Raw genomic sequence first — 15,183 nt, forward strand, 5'->3', positions numbered from 1 at the left:
CTTAGAACGCTGGCACCTGAACGCGGTCCAGCAGGCCCCGCCCGCCATCGATCTGCACGATCTGCCCGGTCACAAAGCTCGCCCCAGACGAGGCGAGATATTGCACCGTTTCCGCCAATTCCGAGGGCGCCGCAATTCGGCCCAGCGGCGTGCCCGCACAGATCGCCTCGCGCCAATCCTCATTGGTCTTGAGAGCATCTTGCAGCGAACGCGACATCACCGACCCTAACGACACGCCATTGACCCGGATGCGATGGGGCGCAAGGGCCACTGCCAGCGAGCGGATCGCCTGATCTTGCGCCGCGCAAGCTATTGAATAGGCCATCAATTCCGGCTGCGTGCGACTGGAGGCCAGCGACGACACGTTGATGATTGACCCAATCTCCCCCTCGCTGCGGTCCTCATCTTCGGCCTGTTTCATCATCCGCTTTGCCGTCATTTGCGAAATCCGCAGTGCCGATTTCATATTTTTCGACAGCATATCATCAAGCACTTCGGTCGAGGGCTCCAACGGATCACAGGGTGCAAAGGCGCGCGCGGTATTGACCAGTATATCGATCCGGTCAAAGGCATCGACCGTCGCCGAGAGCAGGTTTTTCACCGTCAGTTTCTGGCACAGATCGCCTGCGAAATAGCGCGCAGGGCCCTCGGATTTTGCGGCCTCACCAAGTTCGGAGGCAAGTTTCTCTTCGTCGATATCGGCGAACATGACCTGCGCCCCGCGATCAAGGAAATGGCGCGCAACGGCCAGCCCGATCCCATGAGCGGCCCCAGTAACAATGGCGGTCTTGCCGGAGATGGAAAGCGACATGGCTCTCTCCCAATGGTTTGGCTGAACGTAACCGCGTTTAACGTCGAGCGCGAGAGGGGCGTGCGGCGGCGGTGCGGTTTTGGTCGCGCGCGCTCAAGACACCCTGCGCGCGGGTGATGCGAAACCGCGTGGACGGCCCGCTTGGAGGAGTGACCTCTTGGATGTCGCGAAAGGTCTGGGCCAGCGCATCGCCGTAGGGCAGATGGCGATTGGCCACCATCCACAGGGTGCCAGAGGGCGTCAGCAGACGCGCGGCGGCGGCGATGAACGCCTCGCCCAGCCCCGGTTCGGCATCGCGACTTTTGTGAAAGGGCGGGTTCATCACGATCGCATCATAGCGCGGACCTGCGGGCAGCCGCGTCACGTCCTCCCAGTGGAACTGCGCGCGCGGATCGGTGATGTTGCGCCGCGCACAGTCCAACGCGATTGCATCGGCCTCATATAGCGCGATCTCTTGGACGCCCCCGCGTGCCAAGACCTGCCCGCTTAGCCAACCCCAACCCGCGCCCAGATCGGCCACCCGCGCAGGCAGCGTTTCGGGCAAGCAGGCGGCCAGTAGCGCCGATCCCTCATCCACACCATCGGCGGAAAACACGCCCGGACGCGTCACAAACCCCGGCGCGGCCTCGTAGTCGCGCGCGGTCCAATCTGCCAGCGCCTTCGGATCGGCGGGGAAACGCGCGATCTTGCCATGCGCCTTGGCAATTGGCGCATCCAAGGCCACATGCCCACGCAATTCCTTGAGCAAGGAATCGATCCCCTCGAATTTTGCGCCGTCGATATAAATCGATCCGCCCGGCGTCACGCTGGCACAGGCCTGCGCCAACAGCGCACGCGCCTGCGCCTTGGCGCGCGGGGCAAAGACCACCGCCGCCGCGTAGGGGCCTGCGGGGGTCTGCGCCATCGCGACACCGCGCGCGGCCAATGCGTCATGATCGGGCTTGAACGGCTGGATCACGACCAAACGCTCTAGCGGCAAAGCGCTGAGATCCTGCGCGCCAGCGGGGGCAAATAGCGCAATCTGCCCCTCATCAGGCAGGGGCTCGGATGCCGCGAGGGCAAAGGACAGGCGAGATTGGCTCATGGCAGACAACGTATCCCGATCAGCAAAGGCGCCCGTCCCTTAGGGCCGAGGCGTAACAATAGCAAGCCTCGCCCAGCGGCGGCGCAGCGCCTGGGGTTAGTCTTTTTCCATCGTGCATTGCAGCGGATGCTGATGACGACGCGCGAAATCCATCACCTGAACGACCTTGGTTTCCGCCACCTCAAAGCTGAACACACCGACCACCGCCAACCCCTTTTTGTGCACGGTCAGCATGATCTCGAAAGATTGCGCATGGTTGAGCCCAAAGAACCGCTCAAGGATGTGCACGACGAATTCCATCGGCGTGTAATCATCATTCAGCAGCAGCACCTTATACATCGGAGGACGCTGCGTTTTCGGCCGGGTCTTAGTGGCGACACCGGTCTCGTCTTCGCGATCGTCGTCATTGTCGTGCGACATCATGTAAAACGGCTCGGTCAAGGCATCTCCGCCAGATCAGGAATCGTTGAGGGCTCTGGCGGAATATAGGGTCTTCGTGACATATGAAAAGCCTCTGAGCGCGCTTAAGATAAAGGCAAGTGATGCAAATCAGCACAATCGGCTTTGATGCGGACGACACGCTTTGGCACAATGAACGCGTCTTCGCGCTTACACAGGCCCATTTTACGCAAGCAATGGCCGAGTATATCCCCCAAGACGCGCAAGGCCCCGATCATCTGGCCGAGCGGCTGATCGCAGCGGAACGACGCAACATTTCCCATTACGGTTTCGGCGTGAAAGGGTTCACGCTGTCGATGATCGAAACCGCGATCGAGGTCAGCGAGGGGCGCGTGCCTGCCTCGGTTCTGGCCGAAATCCTCGCCGCCGGGCGCGAGATGCTGTCGCATCCCGTCGATCTCCTGCCCCATGCCCGCGCCACCATCGAGGCGCTGTCGGGACAGTATCGACTGGTCCTGATCACCAAGGGCGATTTGATTGATCAGGAACGCAAACTGGCGCAATCGGGTCTGGGCGATCTGTTTGACGCGGTGGAAATCGTCTCTGACAAAACGCCCGAAATCTATACCCGCGCCTTTGAGCGCCACGGCAGCGGGGCCTCAAATGGTCTGATGGCGGGCAATTCGCTCAAATCCGATGTCATACCGATGATCGAGGCCGGCGGCTGGGGCGTGCATATCCCCCATGATCTAACCTGGGCGCTTGAACACGCACCCGCCCCGCTCAACCATCCGCGATTTGCACAACTGCCCGATCTCAGCACCCTGCCCGCATTGATCCAACAGCTCGCGCGGGACGGCACCTGATGGCCCCCTTCGCATCTGCAAAAATTTCCCCGCCGAAGGCATGCCCGGCCAAAATCCGCGCGTACGTCGCGGAAAGGCGCGTCCACCCTAAGCCCAGCAAAACACCATCCCTAGAGGGGTCACCTTTGGGTCACCCTCTACATATTGTGGTATTGCATGAATGTCGCATTGAATGCTCTTGAAAATAGGCGGTTTTCAGGTCGCAGCACTCATGTTAGGCTGAAACCAAATCAAGCCCCAAAGCCGCCAACGATGTGGCACATAAAAATCGGGGCAACGAGGCAGTGAAAGGGTTAGAGCCGTGACCACGCTTATGTGCTGGGTCCGTCAAGGGCTGTTCGTATTCTTATTGGCAATTTTCGCACCGCTCGGCGCGATCGCTGCACCTTTTGCGGCGATGGTAATGGACATGCGCTCGGGCGAGGTGCTGTATTCGAAGAATGCCGATACGCCGCTGCATCCTGCCTCGTTGACCAAGATGATGACGCTCTACATCACCTTTCAGGCGATCGAGCACGGCGAGTTCAGCCTCGATTCCATCGTTACGGTCACCAAGCACGCCGCCTCGCAGCCGCCCTCACGTCTGGGTCTGCGCCCGGGGCAAAAGATCGCCGTGCGCTATCTGATCCGCGCCGCCGCGATCAAATCGGCCAATGATGCCGCCGCCGCCCTTGGCGATTATATCGGCGGCGATGAGGCTGGCTTTGCCGCGCGCATGAACCGCACCGCCAAACAGCTTGGGATGAACGACACCCATTTCGTCAACGCCAACGGGTTGACGCGTAAGGGACATTTGTCGTCAGCCCATGACATGACCACTCTGGGCCGCCATTTGTTTTTCGATTTCCCGCAATATTACAACATCTTCTCGCGTCATTCCGCGGATGCCAAAATCGCGACCGTCTATTCCACCAACCGCCGTTTCCTCAGTGCCTATAAGGGCGCAGACGGGATCAAGACCGGCTATACCTCGGCCTCGGGGTTTAACCTGACCGCCTCGGCCAAGCGCGGAAATGAACGCATCATCGCAACCGTGTTCGGCGGCACTTCGACCGCGCAGCGCAATGCGAAAATGGCCGAGCTGTTGGATATGGGCTTCAAGCGCGCGCCCAGAAATGCGCGCATTCTGCCCCCTACAGTCCCGCGCTACATCCCGCCACAAGGCGACGCGCCGATGCTCGTGGCGCAGAAACTGGCCCCCAAAGAAAGCCCGCGCCCCGATACTCGGCCCTCCCCGCCGCGCGCGGATAGCGATGCGATTGCGCTGGCGCTGGCAGCGGCCGTGCAAGGCGATCAGGTCGAGGAAAACGTGGCGGACACGCCCGAAGATGTGGCCGAAGAAACCGATACCGCCGCACCCGACATGCAAGTTGCTGACGCGGGGAATGCGGCAAGCGAGACGATCGACGGCGCTGGTATTGGGGCCCAGATCGTTGCAAGCCCGCGCCCGATGCCCGCTCCGCGTTCGATCTTGATGGCGCAGGCGCAACAGGCGAAACCCGCCGAAGTTACTGGCGCGACACCGCTGGCGCAGGCCGCCGCAAGCGATGCCGCCGCCGCGGCTGAACCCAGCGATATCCAACTGGCGTCTTATGAACCCGACAGCGCTGCTGCCGCCGCTGCGCCGACGGGGCCGAAATTTGTGCAAAATACCCCGCCGCAACCCGAAACGGTTGAATTGGCACAGGCTCGCGCGCTTGATCTGGGCGATGAAAGCAAAGCCGAAGGAGATGCGGTTGAACCCATTCCGGGATTTGCCCAAACCACCAAACCGCAGCCCGAAACGGCCGCGATGGCCAATCAGCCCACCAAGGATCAGCCCAGCGAGATCATCCTTGCCGCCCTCACCCCCGAGGCCCCTACCCCCGCCCCCAAGCCGCGCGTGGTTGCGCGTGTCTCCAGCTCGGGCGGGCGAAATTGGGGGGTTAGCCTTGGGCTCTTTGGGTCGAACTTTGCCGCCGAGCGCCACCTGCTGACCACCGCCTTGATGGATAGCGATACGCTGGGCGAAGCGCTGCGCAAGGTTGCCACGCGCAAAACCGGCTATGAGGCAAACTTCGTAGGCATGACGCAAGATGGCGCTCAACTGGCCTGCGCCCGCCTGCAAGCGCGCGCGATGGATTGCACGGTGATCGGTCCCTGACACTCCTCCCCAGAGAACCGATCTGAAAAAGCCGCGCTCCCAAGCGCGGCTTTTTCAATGTTCCCATCGCATATGTCGAACTAACCCGGGACCTGACGCAAGCAGCAGGACAACGCCCCACGCATGTTTTCACTCTTGCTTGGGACGGTCGTCAAACTCATCGGACAAGATCCGCTCGGCATCACCTTTGGGGTCTTCATATTGCCGGTTTTTGATCGACCACCAAAAAGCCGTCAGCCCGATGCCCCCCAAGAACAATGAGATCGGAATGAAATAGATCAGCACATCCATGGCGTTCCCCTAGCGCAGGCGCAGCGAGTTCAGCGAGACCGTGATCGAGCTGGCGGACATTGCCAGCGCCGCCATCAACGGCGTGGCCAGCCCCATCAAAGCCAGCGGCACCGCGACCGCGTTATAGACGATCGAAATCGCGAAGTTCTGCTTGATCCGGCGGCGCGCATGTTTGGCAATCCGGGCGGCTTCGGCAATCGGGGCCAGGTCCTGCCCCAGCAGCACGATATCAGAAGCCGTGCGCGCCGCATCCAGTGCCGAGGCGGGTGAGACCGAGACATGCGCACCCGCGAGGGCTGCGGTGTCGTTGAGCCCATCGCCCACCATCAACACGCGGTGCCCCTCATGGGTCAGATCGGCCACAAGCTGTGCTTTTTCCATCGGCAGAGCGCCAGCGCGAAACTGTGAAATGCCCAAACGGGCCGCAAGATCAGCGACCGCCGCTTCAACATCCCCCGAGACCAGCCAGACCGCTTTGCCTTGCGCAACCAGCCCCGCAACGGCCTCTTCGGCACCCGGGCGCAAGCTGTCGACAAAGCGGATCGATACGGGGGCCTCATCACCAATCTTGAGATGGGTGGCCGTGCTCGCGCCCTCCTCTGCGCCAATCCAGTTGGCCCGACCCAGACGCACGATCTGCCCTTGCCAATGCCCCTCGACACCGTAGCCGGGCACTTCTCGGATATCTTCCAGCGCGGCAGCCGTTGCCCCCTGCCCAAGTGCCGCTTGATGCAGTGCGCGGGCCAGCGGATGCGACGAACCCTCAGCCAAGGCCATCGCCACCGACAGCGCCTTGGGCGAAAGATCAGGCAGGTTTTGCGGGCGCGGCGCGCCCATGGTCAGCGTTCCGGTTTTGTCGAACACGACGGTGTCAATCTCGGCGAGACGTTCCAGCGCGGTGCCATCCTTGATCAACAAACCTTTGCGAAACAGCTTGCCCGAGGCGGCCGTTACCACCGCAGGCACGGCGAGACCCAGCGCACAAGGGCAGGTGATGATCAGCACAGCCGCTGCGATATTCACCGCAAGGCGGAAATCGCCTCCCGTCACCCACGCCCAGGCGCAAAACGCGGTAAAGGACAGGATATGCACGATCGGCGCATAGGCACGCGCGGCGCGCTCAGCCAGCGAAGTGTATTTCGTCTTCGCGCTTTCGGCCATCGCCACCAGATCGGCCATACGATGCAGCGAGCTATCCTTGCCCGCCGCCGTGACGCGGATCATCAGCGGCCCGGTCAGGTTCACTTCGCCCGCGCTCAGAACCATGCCGGGGCCGACCTGAACGGGCAGGCTTTCACCGGTCAGCAGCGAGCGGTCGGATTCGGAATGCCCCTCGATCACCTCGCCATCGGCGGGGATGCGGCCACCGGGGCGCACGCGCATCAGATCGCCCACGACCAGCTCACCCACAAGCACCACGACCTCAACGCCATCGCGCAAAATAGTGGCGCGGGGCACTTCGAGCGCGGCCAGTTCCTCGGCAGCCGAGCGCGCCACAGCGCGGGTGCGATAGTCCAGATAGCGGCCCACCAACAGGAAGAAGGTCAGCATCGTGGCAGCTTCGAAATAGGCATGCGCGCCCGAATGCATCGTCTCGAACAGGGAAATCCCAAGCGCCAGCAGGATCGCCAGCGAGATCGGAACATCCATGCCCAACCGCCCGCCACGCAACGAATAATAGGCGCTGGCAAAGAAGGGCTGGCCGGAAAAGATGATCGTCGGAATCGCGATGGCCGCCGAAACCCAGTGGAACAGGTCGCGCGTGGCATCCTGCGCGCCTGACCAAACCGCGACCGAGAGCAGCATGATATTCATCATCGCGAACCCGGCCACGCCAATGCGCATCAACAGATCGCGCCCACGCTTATCAGCCTCGGTGGCCGACAGCATGCCCGCATCAAGTTCGTGCGATTCATAACCGATTTTATCAAGCGCCGCGATCAATCCCGCAGGTTCGACCCCGGTCTCGGCATCGACCGAGGCGCGTTTGAGCGTCAGGTTCACGCGCGCCGATTTCACGCCGGGCTGCTTCATCAGCTCGCGTTCGACATCGGTGATACAGACCGCGCAATGGGCCGTGGGCAGCGACAGCATGATCCGCGCGCCCTTGATATCGCCCGATTTCGCCAACTGCTCCGCCGAAGGGGCGGCCAGACAGGCCGGACACGCAGAGGCGGAGACTCGCTCCTCCTCATAGGTATTTGCATTGGATGGGGCCGGTGAGACCGTCATCGCATCAGCCTTTCACGAACAAATCAATCCGCTGGCTGAACTGCGTGCCGTCAGCGGCCTCGGCATCAAGGTGGATCAGCCACGCCCCGGGCGCAAGCGCCAAGGGAGCGACGAAAATGCCACCGACATACTTAAACTTCGGCGTCACATCATCGCGCACGTGGGTGGTGCGCCCCACCAGGGCCTTGAGCGAGGCCACCTTTGCAGGCAGTCCCGATTTATCGCGGATCACAAGGCTCAGCTTGCCATCCGAATACTCAGGTTCCACGACCCAGCCCAGCGCCTCTTGCGCAGCCCGGTTCTTATCGAACACCTGCGAGGCGACATAGGAATTCTTGACCTCCAGACCAGGAAAGGTGGAGACCGCGTTCCAGGCCATCACGAGGTTCACCGTGATGATCACGCCAAAGGCGCCTACCGCGATCATCAGAACCTTTCGACCGGTCAGTGGTTTGGCCATCGTGCTCATTTCGCCTTTCCGTTAAAGACCGTGTCGGTTGAGACGCGATCGGTAGTGGCGGCATCCGAAATCCAGACCCGCATTTCCGTGCGGTCCGAGGTTGCGGGCACCGACCCGGGTGCAGCCATGATATAGAGCCGCTGGGTCATCGTTTCATCGGCAGGCACGGTGACCGTGTCGCCCTGTTGCCCTTCGAGCACAACGCTCATCGCGTTTTGATTGACGCCATCTGGGGCCACGACAGTGACTTTGAACGCCGTGGCTTCGCCCGCCTTGTTGCGCAAACGCAGCGTGTAGATGTTGCGGATCGCGCCACTGGGTTCGACCACATACAGCGGATCGCGGTTTGGCGTGATGTTGAAATCAATCGGCGAGCGCATGAACAAAGCCGCCACAAGACCGACACCGATCGCGCCCCAAAGCGTGAAATACATGATCGTGCGCGGGCGCAGGATGTGTTTCCATACGTTGACGACAGGGTTGCCCGCCTTCTCGTTGGTTTCATCCTTCAGCGCCATATAGCCAATCAGGCCGCGCGGCTTGCCGATTTTATCCATCACCTCGTTACAGGCATCGATGCACAGACCGCAGGTGATGCATTCCAACTGCTGACCATCACGAATATCGATGCCCATCGGGCAGACGTTGAAACAGGCCATACAGTCGATGCAATCGCCCTGCGTCGGGTCGTGTTCACCCTTTTTCAACTTGCCACGTGGCTCTCCGCGCCATTCGCGATAGGCGATGGTGATGGTGTCTTCATCCATCATCGCGGCCTGAATGCGCGGCCAAGGGCAGGCATAGATACAGATCTGTTCGCGCGCAAAGCCACCAAAGGCAAAGGTGATCAAGGCCGCAACGGTAATGGTGATATAGGCCACAGACGAGGCCGTGCCGTGGATCAGGTTATTAAGCAGCGTCGGCGCATCGGTGAAGTAAAACACCCACGCCCCGCCCGTCGCCACGCCGATCAGCAGCCACAACACCCATTTCGTGATGCGTTTGCGGATCTTCTCCGCGTTCCAGTTTTGACGCAGCAGGCGAATACGCGCGTTGCGATCCCCCTCAACCCAGCGCTCGACAAGAATAAACAGATCGGTCCAGACGGTTTGCGGGCAGGCATAGCCACACCACACGCGCCCCAAGGCCGAAGTGAACAAGAACAGCCCCAGCCCCGCCATGATCAACAGGCCAGCGACGAAATAGAACTCGTGCGGCCAGATTTCGATCATGAAAAAGAAGAAACGCCGGTTTGCCAGATCCATCAGAACGGCCTGATTGGGCAGTTCGGGCCCACGATCCCAGCGGATCCACGGCGTGATGTAGTAAAACCCGAGCATCAAGGACATCAAAATCCATTTGAGGCTGCGGAACTGACCTTTGACGCGACGCGGAAAGATCGGCTCTCGGGCGGCGTAAAGCGGCGGGGGTTCGACTGGATCGGTGGAGCTCACGACTCTCTCCGTATGGTTACAACGCGTCCTCAGCGTCTTCTCCTATGACACAGTTGTGAAGACTTTGACCTGCGTCAAAAAGACAGATTTAGGATGCAACAAATCTTTGCGCCCTTGGCTGATTGACTGAATATCCCGAAAGCGGCGGCGCCAAAGCCCTCATCACGACACTGTGGGGCGGCCAAAAAATCCTTGCATGCAGAAAAGATACATTCAAGGCTACGCTTTGGTAACCCCGTAACGTGAAAAAGAGGACCCGCGCTTGGGCCCTCTTGATCAAGGGCACCGGCACCCCCAGGAAACGCGCGAACAGGACGGGGGTGCCGATGCTACCCGAGGGGCCGAAGCCCCTTGGGATCACTGTTACTGACCACCGCCAAGGCCGTGGACATAAGCGGTAACGGCGCGAATGTCGGCTTCGGACAGACGCTCGTTCCAGTTGGGCATCACACCCGTGCGGGCGTTGGTCACGGTATAGGTGATCGTGTCCACATCCCCGCCATACAGCCAGATCGCATCCGTCAGGTTGGGCGCACCCTGTGCCTGATCGCCAGTGCCATCTTCAGCATGACAGGCCGAACAGTTGTCCGCGAACACGGTCTCACCAGCGGCCGCCAGAGTGGCGTCGTTGTCCTGACCCGAGATCTTGCGGACATATTGCACGACCTGAGAGATTTCCTCTGTGCTGAGGATCTCGTCCTTGCCGAACGCCGGCATCTGCGAGAAGCGGGCCTCTTCTGTGGGGTCCGTTTCGTTGCGAATGCCATGGGTGACGGTGAAATGGATATCGTCCATCGTGCCGCCCCACAGCCAGTCGCTATCCAGAAGGTTCGGATAGCCAAGCTGCGAATTACCGCCCGCACCCGCACCATGGCACTGGGCACACCAAGTTCTGAAGATCGCCCCACCCGCGTTCTGGGTGAAGTTCTTCAGCTCGGGATCACTGGCGATTTCGTCAAGATTGACGGCAACCAGCTTTTCCTGCACCGGCTTGTTCATCGCGGCGAACTTGTCGATATCGGCCTGCACATTGGCCCGGGTCGATGACCCGAGAAGACCCGGCGTCGCGCCCGATTTAAAGATCGGCCAAGCGGGCATCGCGATCGAATAGCCGATGCCCCAGATGATGCAGATATAGAAGGTATACAGCCACCATTTCGGCAGTGGGTTGTTATACTCTTCAATGCCGTCCCACTGGTGACCAGTGGTCTCGACCTCGTGTTTTTTCGTCGGTTTTTTGCTCATAATTCCACGCCTCCTTAGCTAACGTGGCGCCGTCATTCGCCCCGGTCCCGGTTTTCACCGGGAGCGGAGGAACTGGCGGGTTTGTCTTCATGCCGGAAGGGAATGTCGGACGTATCCTCGTAGGTCTTGCGCGACCCGGGCCGGAAGACCCAGACGACAATCCCGAGGAAGAACACGAACAGGAAGATCAGAAACCAGCTGTCCGCGAATTCCCTGAAGATATGATAGTCCATTTTTATACTCCCTTACCGGCTAGCCACGGGCTGGAAGGTCGAGAAGTCGACCATCGTGCCAAGCACCTGCAAGTAGGCGATCAGCGCGTCCATCTCGGAAAGACCGGGACGCCCATCGAAGTTGCGAACATTTACGGCGTTGGGATAGCGCTCCAACAGACCATCGGTGTCGGCATCGGGATCCGCCTGCGCCATGAAGTCGGCCTTGGCGTTCTCGATCATGTCCGAATTATACGGCACACCCACCATCGCATCGGTGGACAAACGATCGCTGATATAGCGCCCGTCGATCATCCGGTTCGAAAGGAAGCCGTATTTCGGCATCACCGATTCTGGCACAACCGATTGCGGGTTGGTCAGGTGATCCACATGCCACGCATCCGAGTAGCGGCCACCCACACGGGCGAGGTCAGGCCCCGTTCGCTTGGAGCCCCACTGGAACGGATGGTCATATTTGCTCTCTGCTGCCAGCGAGTAATGACCATAGCGTTCCACCTCATCGCGCATCGGGCGGATCATCTGCGAGTGGCACAGATAGCACCCTTCGCGGATATAGACATCGCGCCCGGTCAGCTCCAGCGGCGTGTAGGGCCGCACCCCTTCAACATCCTCGATAACGTTTTCGAGGTAGAAAAGCGGTGCGATCTCTACAATGCCGCCGATGGTGACAACGAGAAAGGCGAAGATCAGAAGCAGTGTCGCGTTCCGTTCAAGGACGGAGTGTTTGTCGAGAAGTCCCATTCTGTCCTCTCCTTATTCTGCCGGAACGGCGGCAACCGAACGTGTTTCCACGCGAGGTTGACGAGCGACCGTCATCCACAAGTTATAGGCCATGATCATCCCACCAGCGAGGTAAAGAACCCCGCCCAGACCCCGCACCACGAACATCGGGTGCATTGCGGCTACGGTGTCGGCAAAGGCGTTCACCAGGAAGCCCTGGCTATCCACTTCGCGCCACATCAGACCTTGCATGATCCCCGCAACCCACATCGAGGAGGCGTAAAGAACGATCCCGATCGTGGCGAGCCAGAAGTGCCAGCTCACGAGTTTCAGCGAATACAGGCCTTCACGGGCCCACAGACGCGGCACAAGGAAGTAGAGCGTGCCGAAGGTGATCATGCCGTTCCAGCCCAGCGCACCCGAGTGCACGTGACCGATCGTCCAATCCGTGTAGTGCGACAGCGAGTTCACCGCCTTGATCGACATCATCGGGCCTTCGAAGGTGGACATGCCGTAAAAGCCGACCGACACCACCATCATACGGATGATCGGATCGGTGCGCAGCTTGTCCCATGCGCCCGAAAGCGTCATCAGGCCGTTGATCATGCCACCCCAGGACGGCATCCACAGGATGATCGAAAAGGTCATGCCCAACGTGCCAGCCCAGTCGGGCAGCGCGGTGTAGTGCAAGTGGTGCGGACCGGCCCAGATATACAGGAAGATCAGCGCCCAAAAGTGCACGATCGACAGTTTATACGAATAAACCGGGCGCTCGGCTTGCTTGGGCACGAAGTAATACATCATCCCCAAGAAGCCTGCGGTCAGGAAGAAGCCCACCGCGTTATGGCCATACCACCACTGCGTCATGGCATCTTGCACGCCCGCAAAGACCTGCACCGACTTGGAACCGAACATCGACACCGGCACGGCGAGGTTGTTGACGAGATGCAGCATCGCGATGGTGACGATGAAGGAAAGGTAGAACCAGTTCGCAACGTAGATATGGGGTTCTTTGCGCTTCAAGATCGTGCCCATGAACACCAACAGGTAGCTCACCCAGACAATGGTGATCAGCCAGTCAGCAACCCATTCCGGCTCGGCATATTCCTTGGATTGCGTTGCGCCCAAGATGTAGCCCGTCGCGGCCAGAACGATGACAAGCTGCCAGCCCCAGAACACGAACCAGCCAAGGCCACCGCCCCAGAGGCGTGCTGCGCTGGTGCGCTGCACCACATAGAAACTCGACGCGATCAGCGCATTGCCGCCAAAGGCGAAAATCACCGCAGAGGTGTGCAACGGCCGCAACTTGCCAAAGTTCAGATAGCCCTGCGCCCATTCGAAGTTCAGCGACGGATAAGCCAGCTGAAATGCGATGATGACGGCCACGAGAAAACCGACCACACCCCAAAAAGTGGTGGCGATAACCCCGGCGCGAACCACGCCGTCAAAATATTCATTCTGAGAGGCCGGTTGATGGCTCCCCATGGTGCGAAGCACCCAGATAAACGCGATTGCTGCTGCCAGCATGATCTCGACCGCGTTGACCTGATAGGCAAGATCGCGCGCGTTGCCAGCCGCAATAGCGGCCAGTACCGCTACCAGGCCAAGCGCAATCAGCTTGATATAATCCCACATTTTGTGCGTCCCTTCGTCGTGTCTGTCCCCTGAAGCGAAGCCCGCAATACGAGAATCCCCCAAGGAGTGACTTTAGCCGTTGTGGTCTCAGGGTATGCACGATGCCTTGATCTGCATCAAATGATCGCGAGGGGGTTGCGCGATTTGGTCGCAGGTTTGTGATTTTGACGCCACGGGCCTTGATCCGGATCAAAGCCGCGTCGACATGATCGGGTTAATCTGGCTTAACTGGAAATCCGAGAGCGCGGAGTGAGCCTAATGTCCTACAAAACCATACTGACAATCGTGACCAACCCTAAGGTCGATGCGTCCCAGCTTGATACGGCGATTGCGGTGGCGCGGCGACGCGATGCGCACCTTGATGTGCTGTGCATGGGAATTGATCGTACCCAAACCGGGTATTACTACGCTGGTGCGACGGCATTTGTGCAACAAGAGACCATTGATCGCGCTCAGGATGAGGCGCGCCTTGCCAATGAGGCCGTGCGTGCCCGCCTGCGTAGCGAAGATATTCGCTGGGGCGCCGATACCGTCGTCTCGCAGATTGGCGCGATGGCCACCGTTGTCGGACAGCGCGCGCGGTTTGCCGATCTGGTCGTGATGGGCCGCCCCTATGGGGACGGGCGCGGCACCGATCTGGAAGCCGCGATTGAAGCTGCCCTGTTCGAAGGTCAGGTGCCCGTCGCAATCGTGCCCGACAGCTATAAAGGCGACATCCCCGCCAAACGCGTGGTCATCGCGTGGAACCAGTCGCACGAAGCAATGCGCGCCGTGCGCGCCGCTCTGCCGGTGCTGAAATCGGCCGATCTGGTGGATATCACCGTGATCGACCCGGCCACGCATGGCCCCGAACGCTCTGATCCCGGCGGCCAACTCAGCCAGATGCTGGCGCGTCATGGCGTCAATACCGAGGTCTCGGTGCTATCCAAAACGATGCCGCGGGTGTCAGATGTGCTTAACCGGCACATCCGCGACAGCAATGCCGACGCGCTGGTGATGGGGGCTTACGGCCATTCGCGCTTCCGCGAGGCAATTTTGGGCGGTGCCACCCGGCATATGCTGGAAATGGCCGATGTGCCGGTGATCATGGCGCATTGAGCCTTAGCCAAACGCTGCAATCGGACAGAAGGGCGCTCTCTCGGGCGCCCTTTTTCATTGCCTGCACGCCCCGCCCCATGCGACGATTACCTTAAGTAAACAGGGAGGCTGCGATGAGCTATGTGACCGCATTCATGACGGCGGTGCCCGAACAGAACAAGGCGCGCTATATCGAGATGGCCCGCAAGAGCTGGGGTTTGTTCGTTGATTTTGGCGCAATCGAAATGACCGAGTGCTGGGAAGACAACGTCCCCGACGGCAAGGTGACCTCGTTTCCGATGGCCGTAAAGCGCGAAGCCGGTGAAAAGGTCGTCGTCTCGTGGATTCGCTGGCCCAACCGCTCCTCGGCGGATCGCTGTTTCGCCTCAATGGAAAGCGATCCGCGCTGGCAGGCAATGGGCGAGATGCCCTTTGACGGCATGCGGATGATGTGGGGCGGCTTCGAGCCGATCTTCAGCGCACAGCGCTAGGCGCGAAGCCCTCAACCCTGTCGAAGGTGATACCCCGGGGCA

15 protein-coding genes are annotated in these 15,183 nt (G+C 60.3%); 4 read left to right on the forward strand and 11 right to left on the reverse strand.

Annotation, left to right across the window (positions count from 1 at the left end; genetic code table 11):
* Position 1: 1 nt before the first annotated feature.
* From AB4874_RS04115 to clpS, 3 genes are all read right to left on the reverse strand, one after another.
* Complete coding sequence (locus AB4874_RS04115) at positions 2 to 811, reverse strand: SDR family NAD(P)-dependent oxidoreductase (RefSeq protein WP_295531677.1); 810 nt, start codon at positions 809 to 811, stop codon at positions 2 to 4.
* Between the two features lie 37 nt (positions 812 to 848).
* Positions 849 to 1,895: a class I SAM-dependent methyltransferase gene (locus AB4874_RS04120; protein WP_368391042.1), complete on the reverse strand. Its 1,047-nt coding sequence runs from the start codon at positions 1,893 to 1,895 to the stop codon at positions 849 to 851.
* A 96-nt stretch (positions 1,896 to 1,991) separates the two neighbouring features.
* Positions 1,992 to 2,315 carry an ATP-dependent Clp protease adapter ClpS gene (gene clpS / locus AB4874_RS04125; protein WP_295531839.1) on the reverse strand — a complete coding sequence of 108 codons (324 nt, stop codon included), beginning with the start codon at positions 2,313 to 2,315 and terminating at the stop codon, positions 1,992 to 1,994.
* 122 nt (positions 2,316 to 2,437) lie between these two features.
* Here clpS and AB4874_RS04130 point away from each other — a divergent pair, with 122 nt between their 5' ends.
* Positions 2,438 to 3,160, forward strand: a complete 723-nt coding sequence (locus AB4874_RS04130; protein ID WP_368391043.1) for an HAD family hydrolase — start codon at positions 2,438 to 2,440, stop codon at positions 3,158 to 3,160.
* A gap of 313 nt (positions 3,161 to 3,473) precedes the next feature.
* Positions 3,474 to 5,303 (forward strand): D-alanyl-D-alanine carboxypeptidase family protein, encoded by a 1,830-nt coding sequence (locus AB4874_RS04135; RefSeq protein WP_438273442.1) that lies wholly within the window; start codon positions 3,474 to 3,476, stop codon positions 5,301 to 5,303.
* Between the two features lie 129 nt (positions 5,304 to 5,432).
* Here AB4874_RS04135 and ccoS read toward each other — a convergent pair whose 3' ends face one another.
* From ccoS to ccoN, 8 genes are all read right to left on the reverse strand, one after another.
* A complete protein-coding gene (gene ccoS, locus AB4874_RS04140; protein WP_295531686.1) occupies positions 5,433 to 5,594 on the reverse strand; it encodes a cbb3-type cytochrome oxidase assembly protein CcoS in 162 nt (53 codons plus the stop codon).
* A 9-nt stretch (positions 5,595 to 5,603) separates the two neighbouring features.
* Positions 5,604 to 7,826: a heavy metal translocating P-type ATPase gene (locus AB4874_RS04145; RefSeq protein ID WP_368391044.1), complete on the reverse strand. Its 2,223-nt coding sequence runs from the start codon at positions 7,824 to 7,826 to the stop codon at positions 5,604 to 5,606.
* Positions 7,827 to 7,830: 4 nt separating this feature from the next.
* Complete coding sequence (locus AB4874_RS04150; RefSeq protein WP_368391229.1) at positions 7,831 to 8,286, reverse strand: FixH family protein; 456 nt, start codon at positions 8,284 to 8,286, stop codon at positions 7,831 to 7,833.
* A 5-nt stretch (positions 8,287 to 8,291) separates the two neighbouring features.
* Positions 8,292 to 9,740, reverse strand: a complete 1,449-nt coding sequence (ccoG, locus tag AB4874_RS04155) for a cytochrome c oxidase accessory protein CcoG (RefSeq protein ID WP_368391045.1) — start codon at positions 9,738 to 9,740, stop codon at positions 8,292 to 8,294.
* 363 nt (positions 9,741 to 10,103) lie between these two features.
* On the reverse strand, positions 10,104 to 10,985 hold the full coding sequence (ccoP, locus tag AB4874_RS04160) for a cytochrome-c oxidase, cbb3-type subunit III (RefSeq protein ID WP_368391046.1): 882 nt from the start codon (positions 10,983 to 10,985) through the stop codon (positions 10,104 to 10,106).
* A 32-nt stretch (positions 10,986 to 11,017) separates the two neighbouring features.
* Positions 11,018 to 11,218, reverse strand: coding sequence for a cbb3-type cytochrome oxidase subunit 3 (locus AB4874_RS04165; RefSeq protein WP_295531699.1), 201 nt, complete (start codon positions 11,216 to 11,218; stop codon positions 11,018 to 11,020).
* Positions 11,219 to 11,230: 12 nt separating this feature from the next.
* Positions 11,231 to 11,959, reverse strand: coding sequence for a cytochrome-c oxidase, cbb3-type subunit II (gene ccoO / locus AB4874_RS04170; protein WP_295531702.1), 729 nt, complete (start codon positions 11,957 to 11,959; stop codon positions 11,231 to 11,233).
* A gap of 12 nt (positions 11,960 to 11,971) precedes the next feature.
* On the reverse strand, positions 11,972 to 13,573 hold the full coding sequence (gene ccoN / locus AB4874_RS04175) for a cytochrome-c oxidase, cbb3-type subunit I (RefSeq protein ID WP_368391047.1): 1,602 nt from the start codon (positions 13,571 to 13,573) through the stop codon (positions 11,972 to 11,974).
* Between the two features lie 258 nt (positions 13,574 to 13,831).
* Between ccoN and AB4874_RS04180 the strand changes: the two genes are divergently transcribed.
* The gene (locus tag AB4874_RS04180) at positions 13,832 to 14,671 is read left to right on the forward strand and encodes a universal stress protein (RefSeq protein WP_368391048.1); all 840 of its coding nucleotides are present in this window, start codon (positions 13,832 to 13,834) and stop codon (positions 14,669 to 14,671) included.
* 113 nt (positions 14,672 to 14,784) lie between these two features.
* Positions 14,785 to 15,141, forward strand: a complete 357-nt coding sequence (locus AB4874_RS04185) for a DUF1428 domain-containing protein (protein WP_295531711.1) — start codon at positions 14,785 to 14,787, stop codon at positions 15,139 to 15,141.
* Positions 15,142 to 15,183: the final 42 nt, after the last annotated feature.

Origin of the sequence: Thioclava arctica (genome assembly GCF_040892615.1) — a bacterium.
Taxonomy (GTDB): domain Bacteria; phylum Pseudomonadota; class Alphaproteobacteria; order Rhodobacterales; family Rhodobacteraceae; genus Thioclava; species Thioclava arctica.

Excerpts from the sequence above, each read along its gene's own strand:
- AB4874_RS04115 (WP_295531677.1), bottom strand. The coding sequence starts at position 811 with ATGTCGCTTTCCATCTCCGGCAAGACCGCCATTGTTACTGGGGCCGCT.
- AB4874_RS04120 (WP_368391042.1), bottom strand. The coding sequence starts at position 1,895 with ATGAGCCAATCTCGCCTGTCCTTTGCCCTCGCGGCATCCGAGCCCCTG.
- clpS (WP_295531839.1), bottom strand. The coding sequence starts at position 2,315 with ATGTCGCACGACAATGACGACGATCGCGAAGACGAGACCGGTGTCGCC.
- AB4874_RS04130 (WP_368391043.1), top strand. The coding sequence starts at position 2,438 with ATGCAAATCAGCACAATCGGCTTTGATGCGGACGACACGCTTTGGCAC.
- AB4874_RS04135 (WP_438273442.1), top strand. The coding sequence starts at position 3,474 with ATGTGCTGGGTCCGTCAAGGGCTGTTCGTATTCTTATTGGCAATTTTC.
- ccoS (WP_295531686.1), bottom strand. The coding sequence starts at position 5,594 with ATGGATGTGCTGATCTATTTCATTCCGATCTCATTGTTCTTGGGGGGC.
- AB4874_RS04145 (WP_368391044.1), bottom strand. The coding sequence starts at position 7,826 with ATGACGGTCTCACCGGCCCCATCCAATGCAAATACCTATGAGGAGGAG.
- AB4874_RS04150 (WP_368391229.1), bottom strand. The coding sequence starts at position 8,286 with ATGGCCAAACCACTGACCGGTCGAAAGGTTCTGATGATCGCGGTAGGC.
- ccoP (WP_368391046.1), bottom strand. The coding sequence starts at position 10,985 with ATGAGCAAAAAACCGACGAAAAAACACGAGGTCGAGACCACTGGTCAC.
- AB4874_RS04165 (WP_295531699.1), bottom strand. The coding sequence starts at position 11,218 with ATGGACTATCATATCTTCAGGGAATTCGCGGACAGCTGGTTTCTGATC.
- ccoO (WP_295531702.1), bottom strand. The coding sequence starts at position 11,959 with ATGGGACTTCTCGACAAACACTCCGTCCTTGAACGGAACGCGACACTG.
- ccoN (WP_368391047.1), bottom strand. The coding sequence starts at position 13,573 with ATGTGGGATTATATCAAGCTGATTGCGCTTGGCCTGGTAGCGGTACTG.
- AB4874_RS04180 (WP_368391048.1), top strand. The coding sequence starts at position 13,832 with ATGTCCTACAAAACCATACTGACAATCGTGACCAACCCTAAGGTCGAT.
- AB4874_RS04185 (WP_295531711.1), top strand. The coding sequence starts at position 14,785 with ATGAGCTATGTGACCGCATTCATGACGGCGGTGCCCGAACAGAACAAG.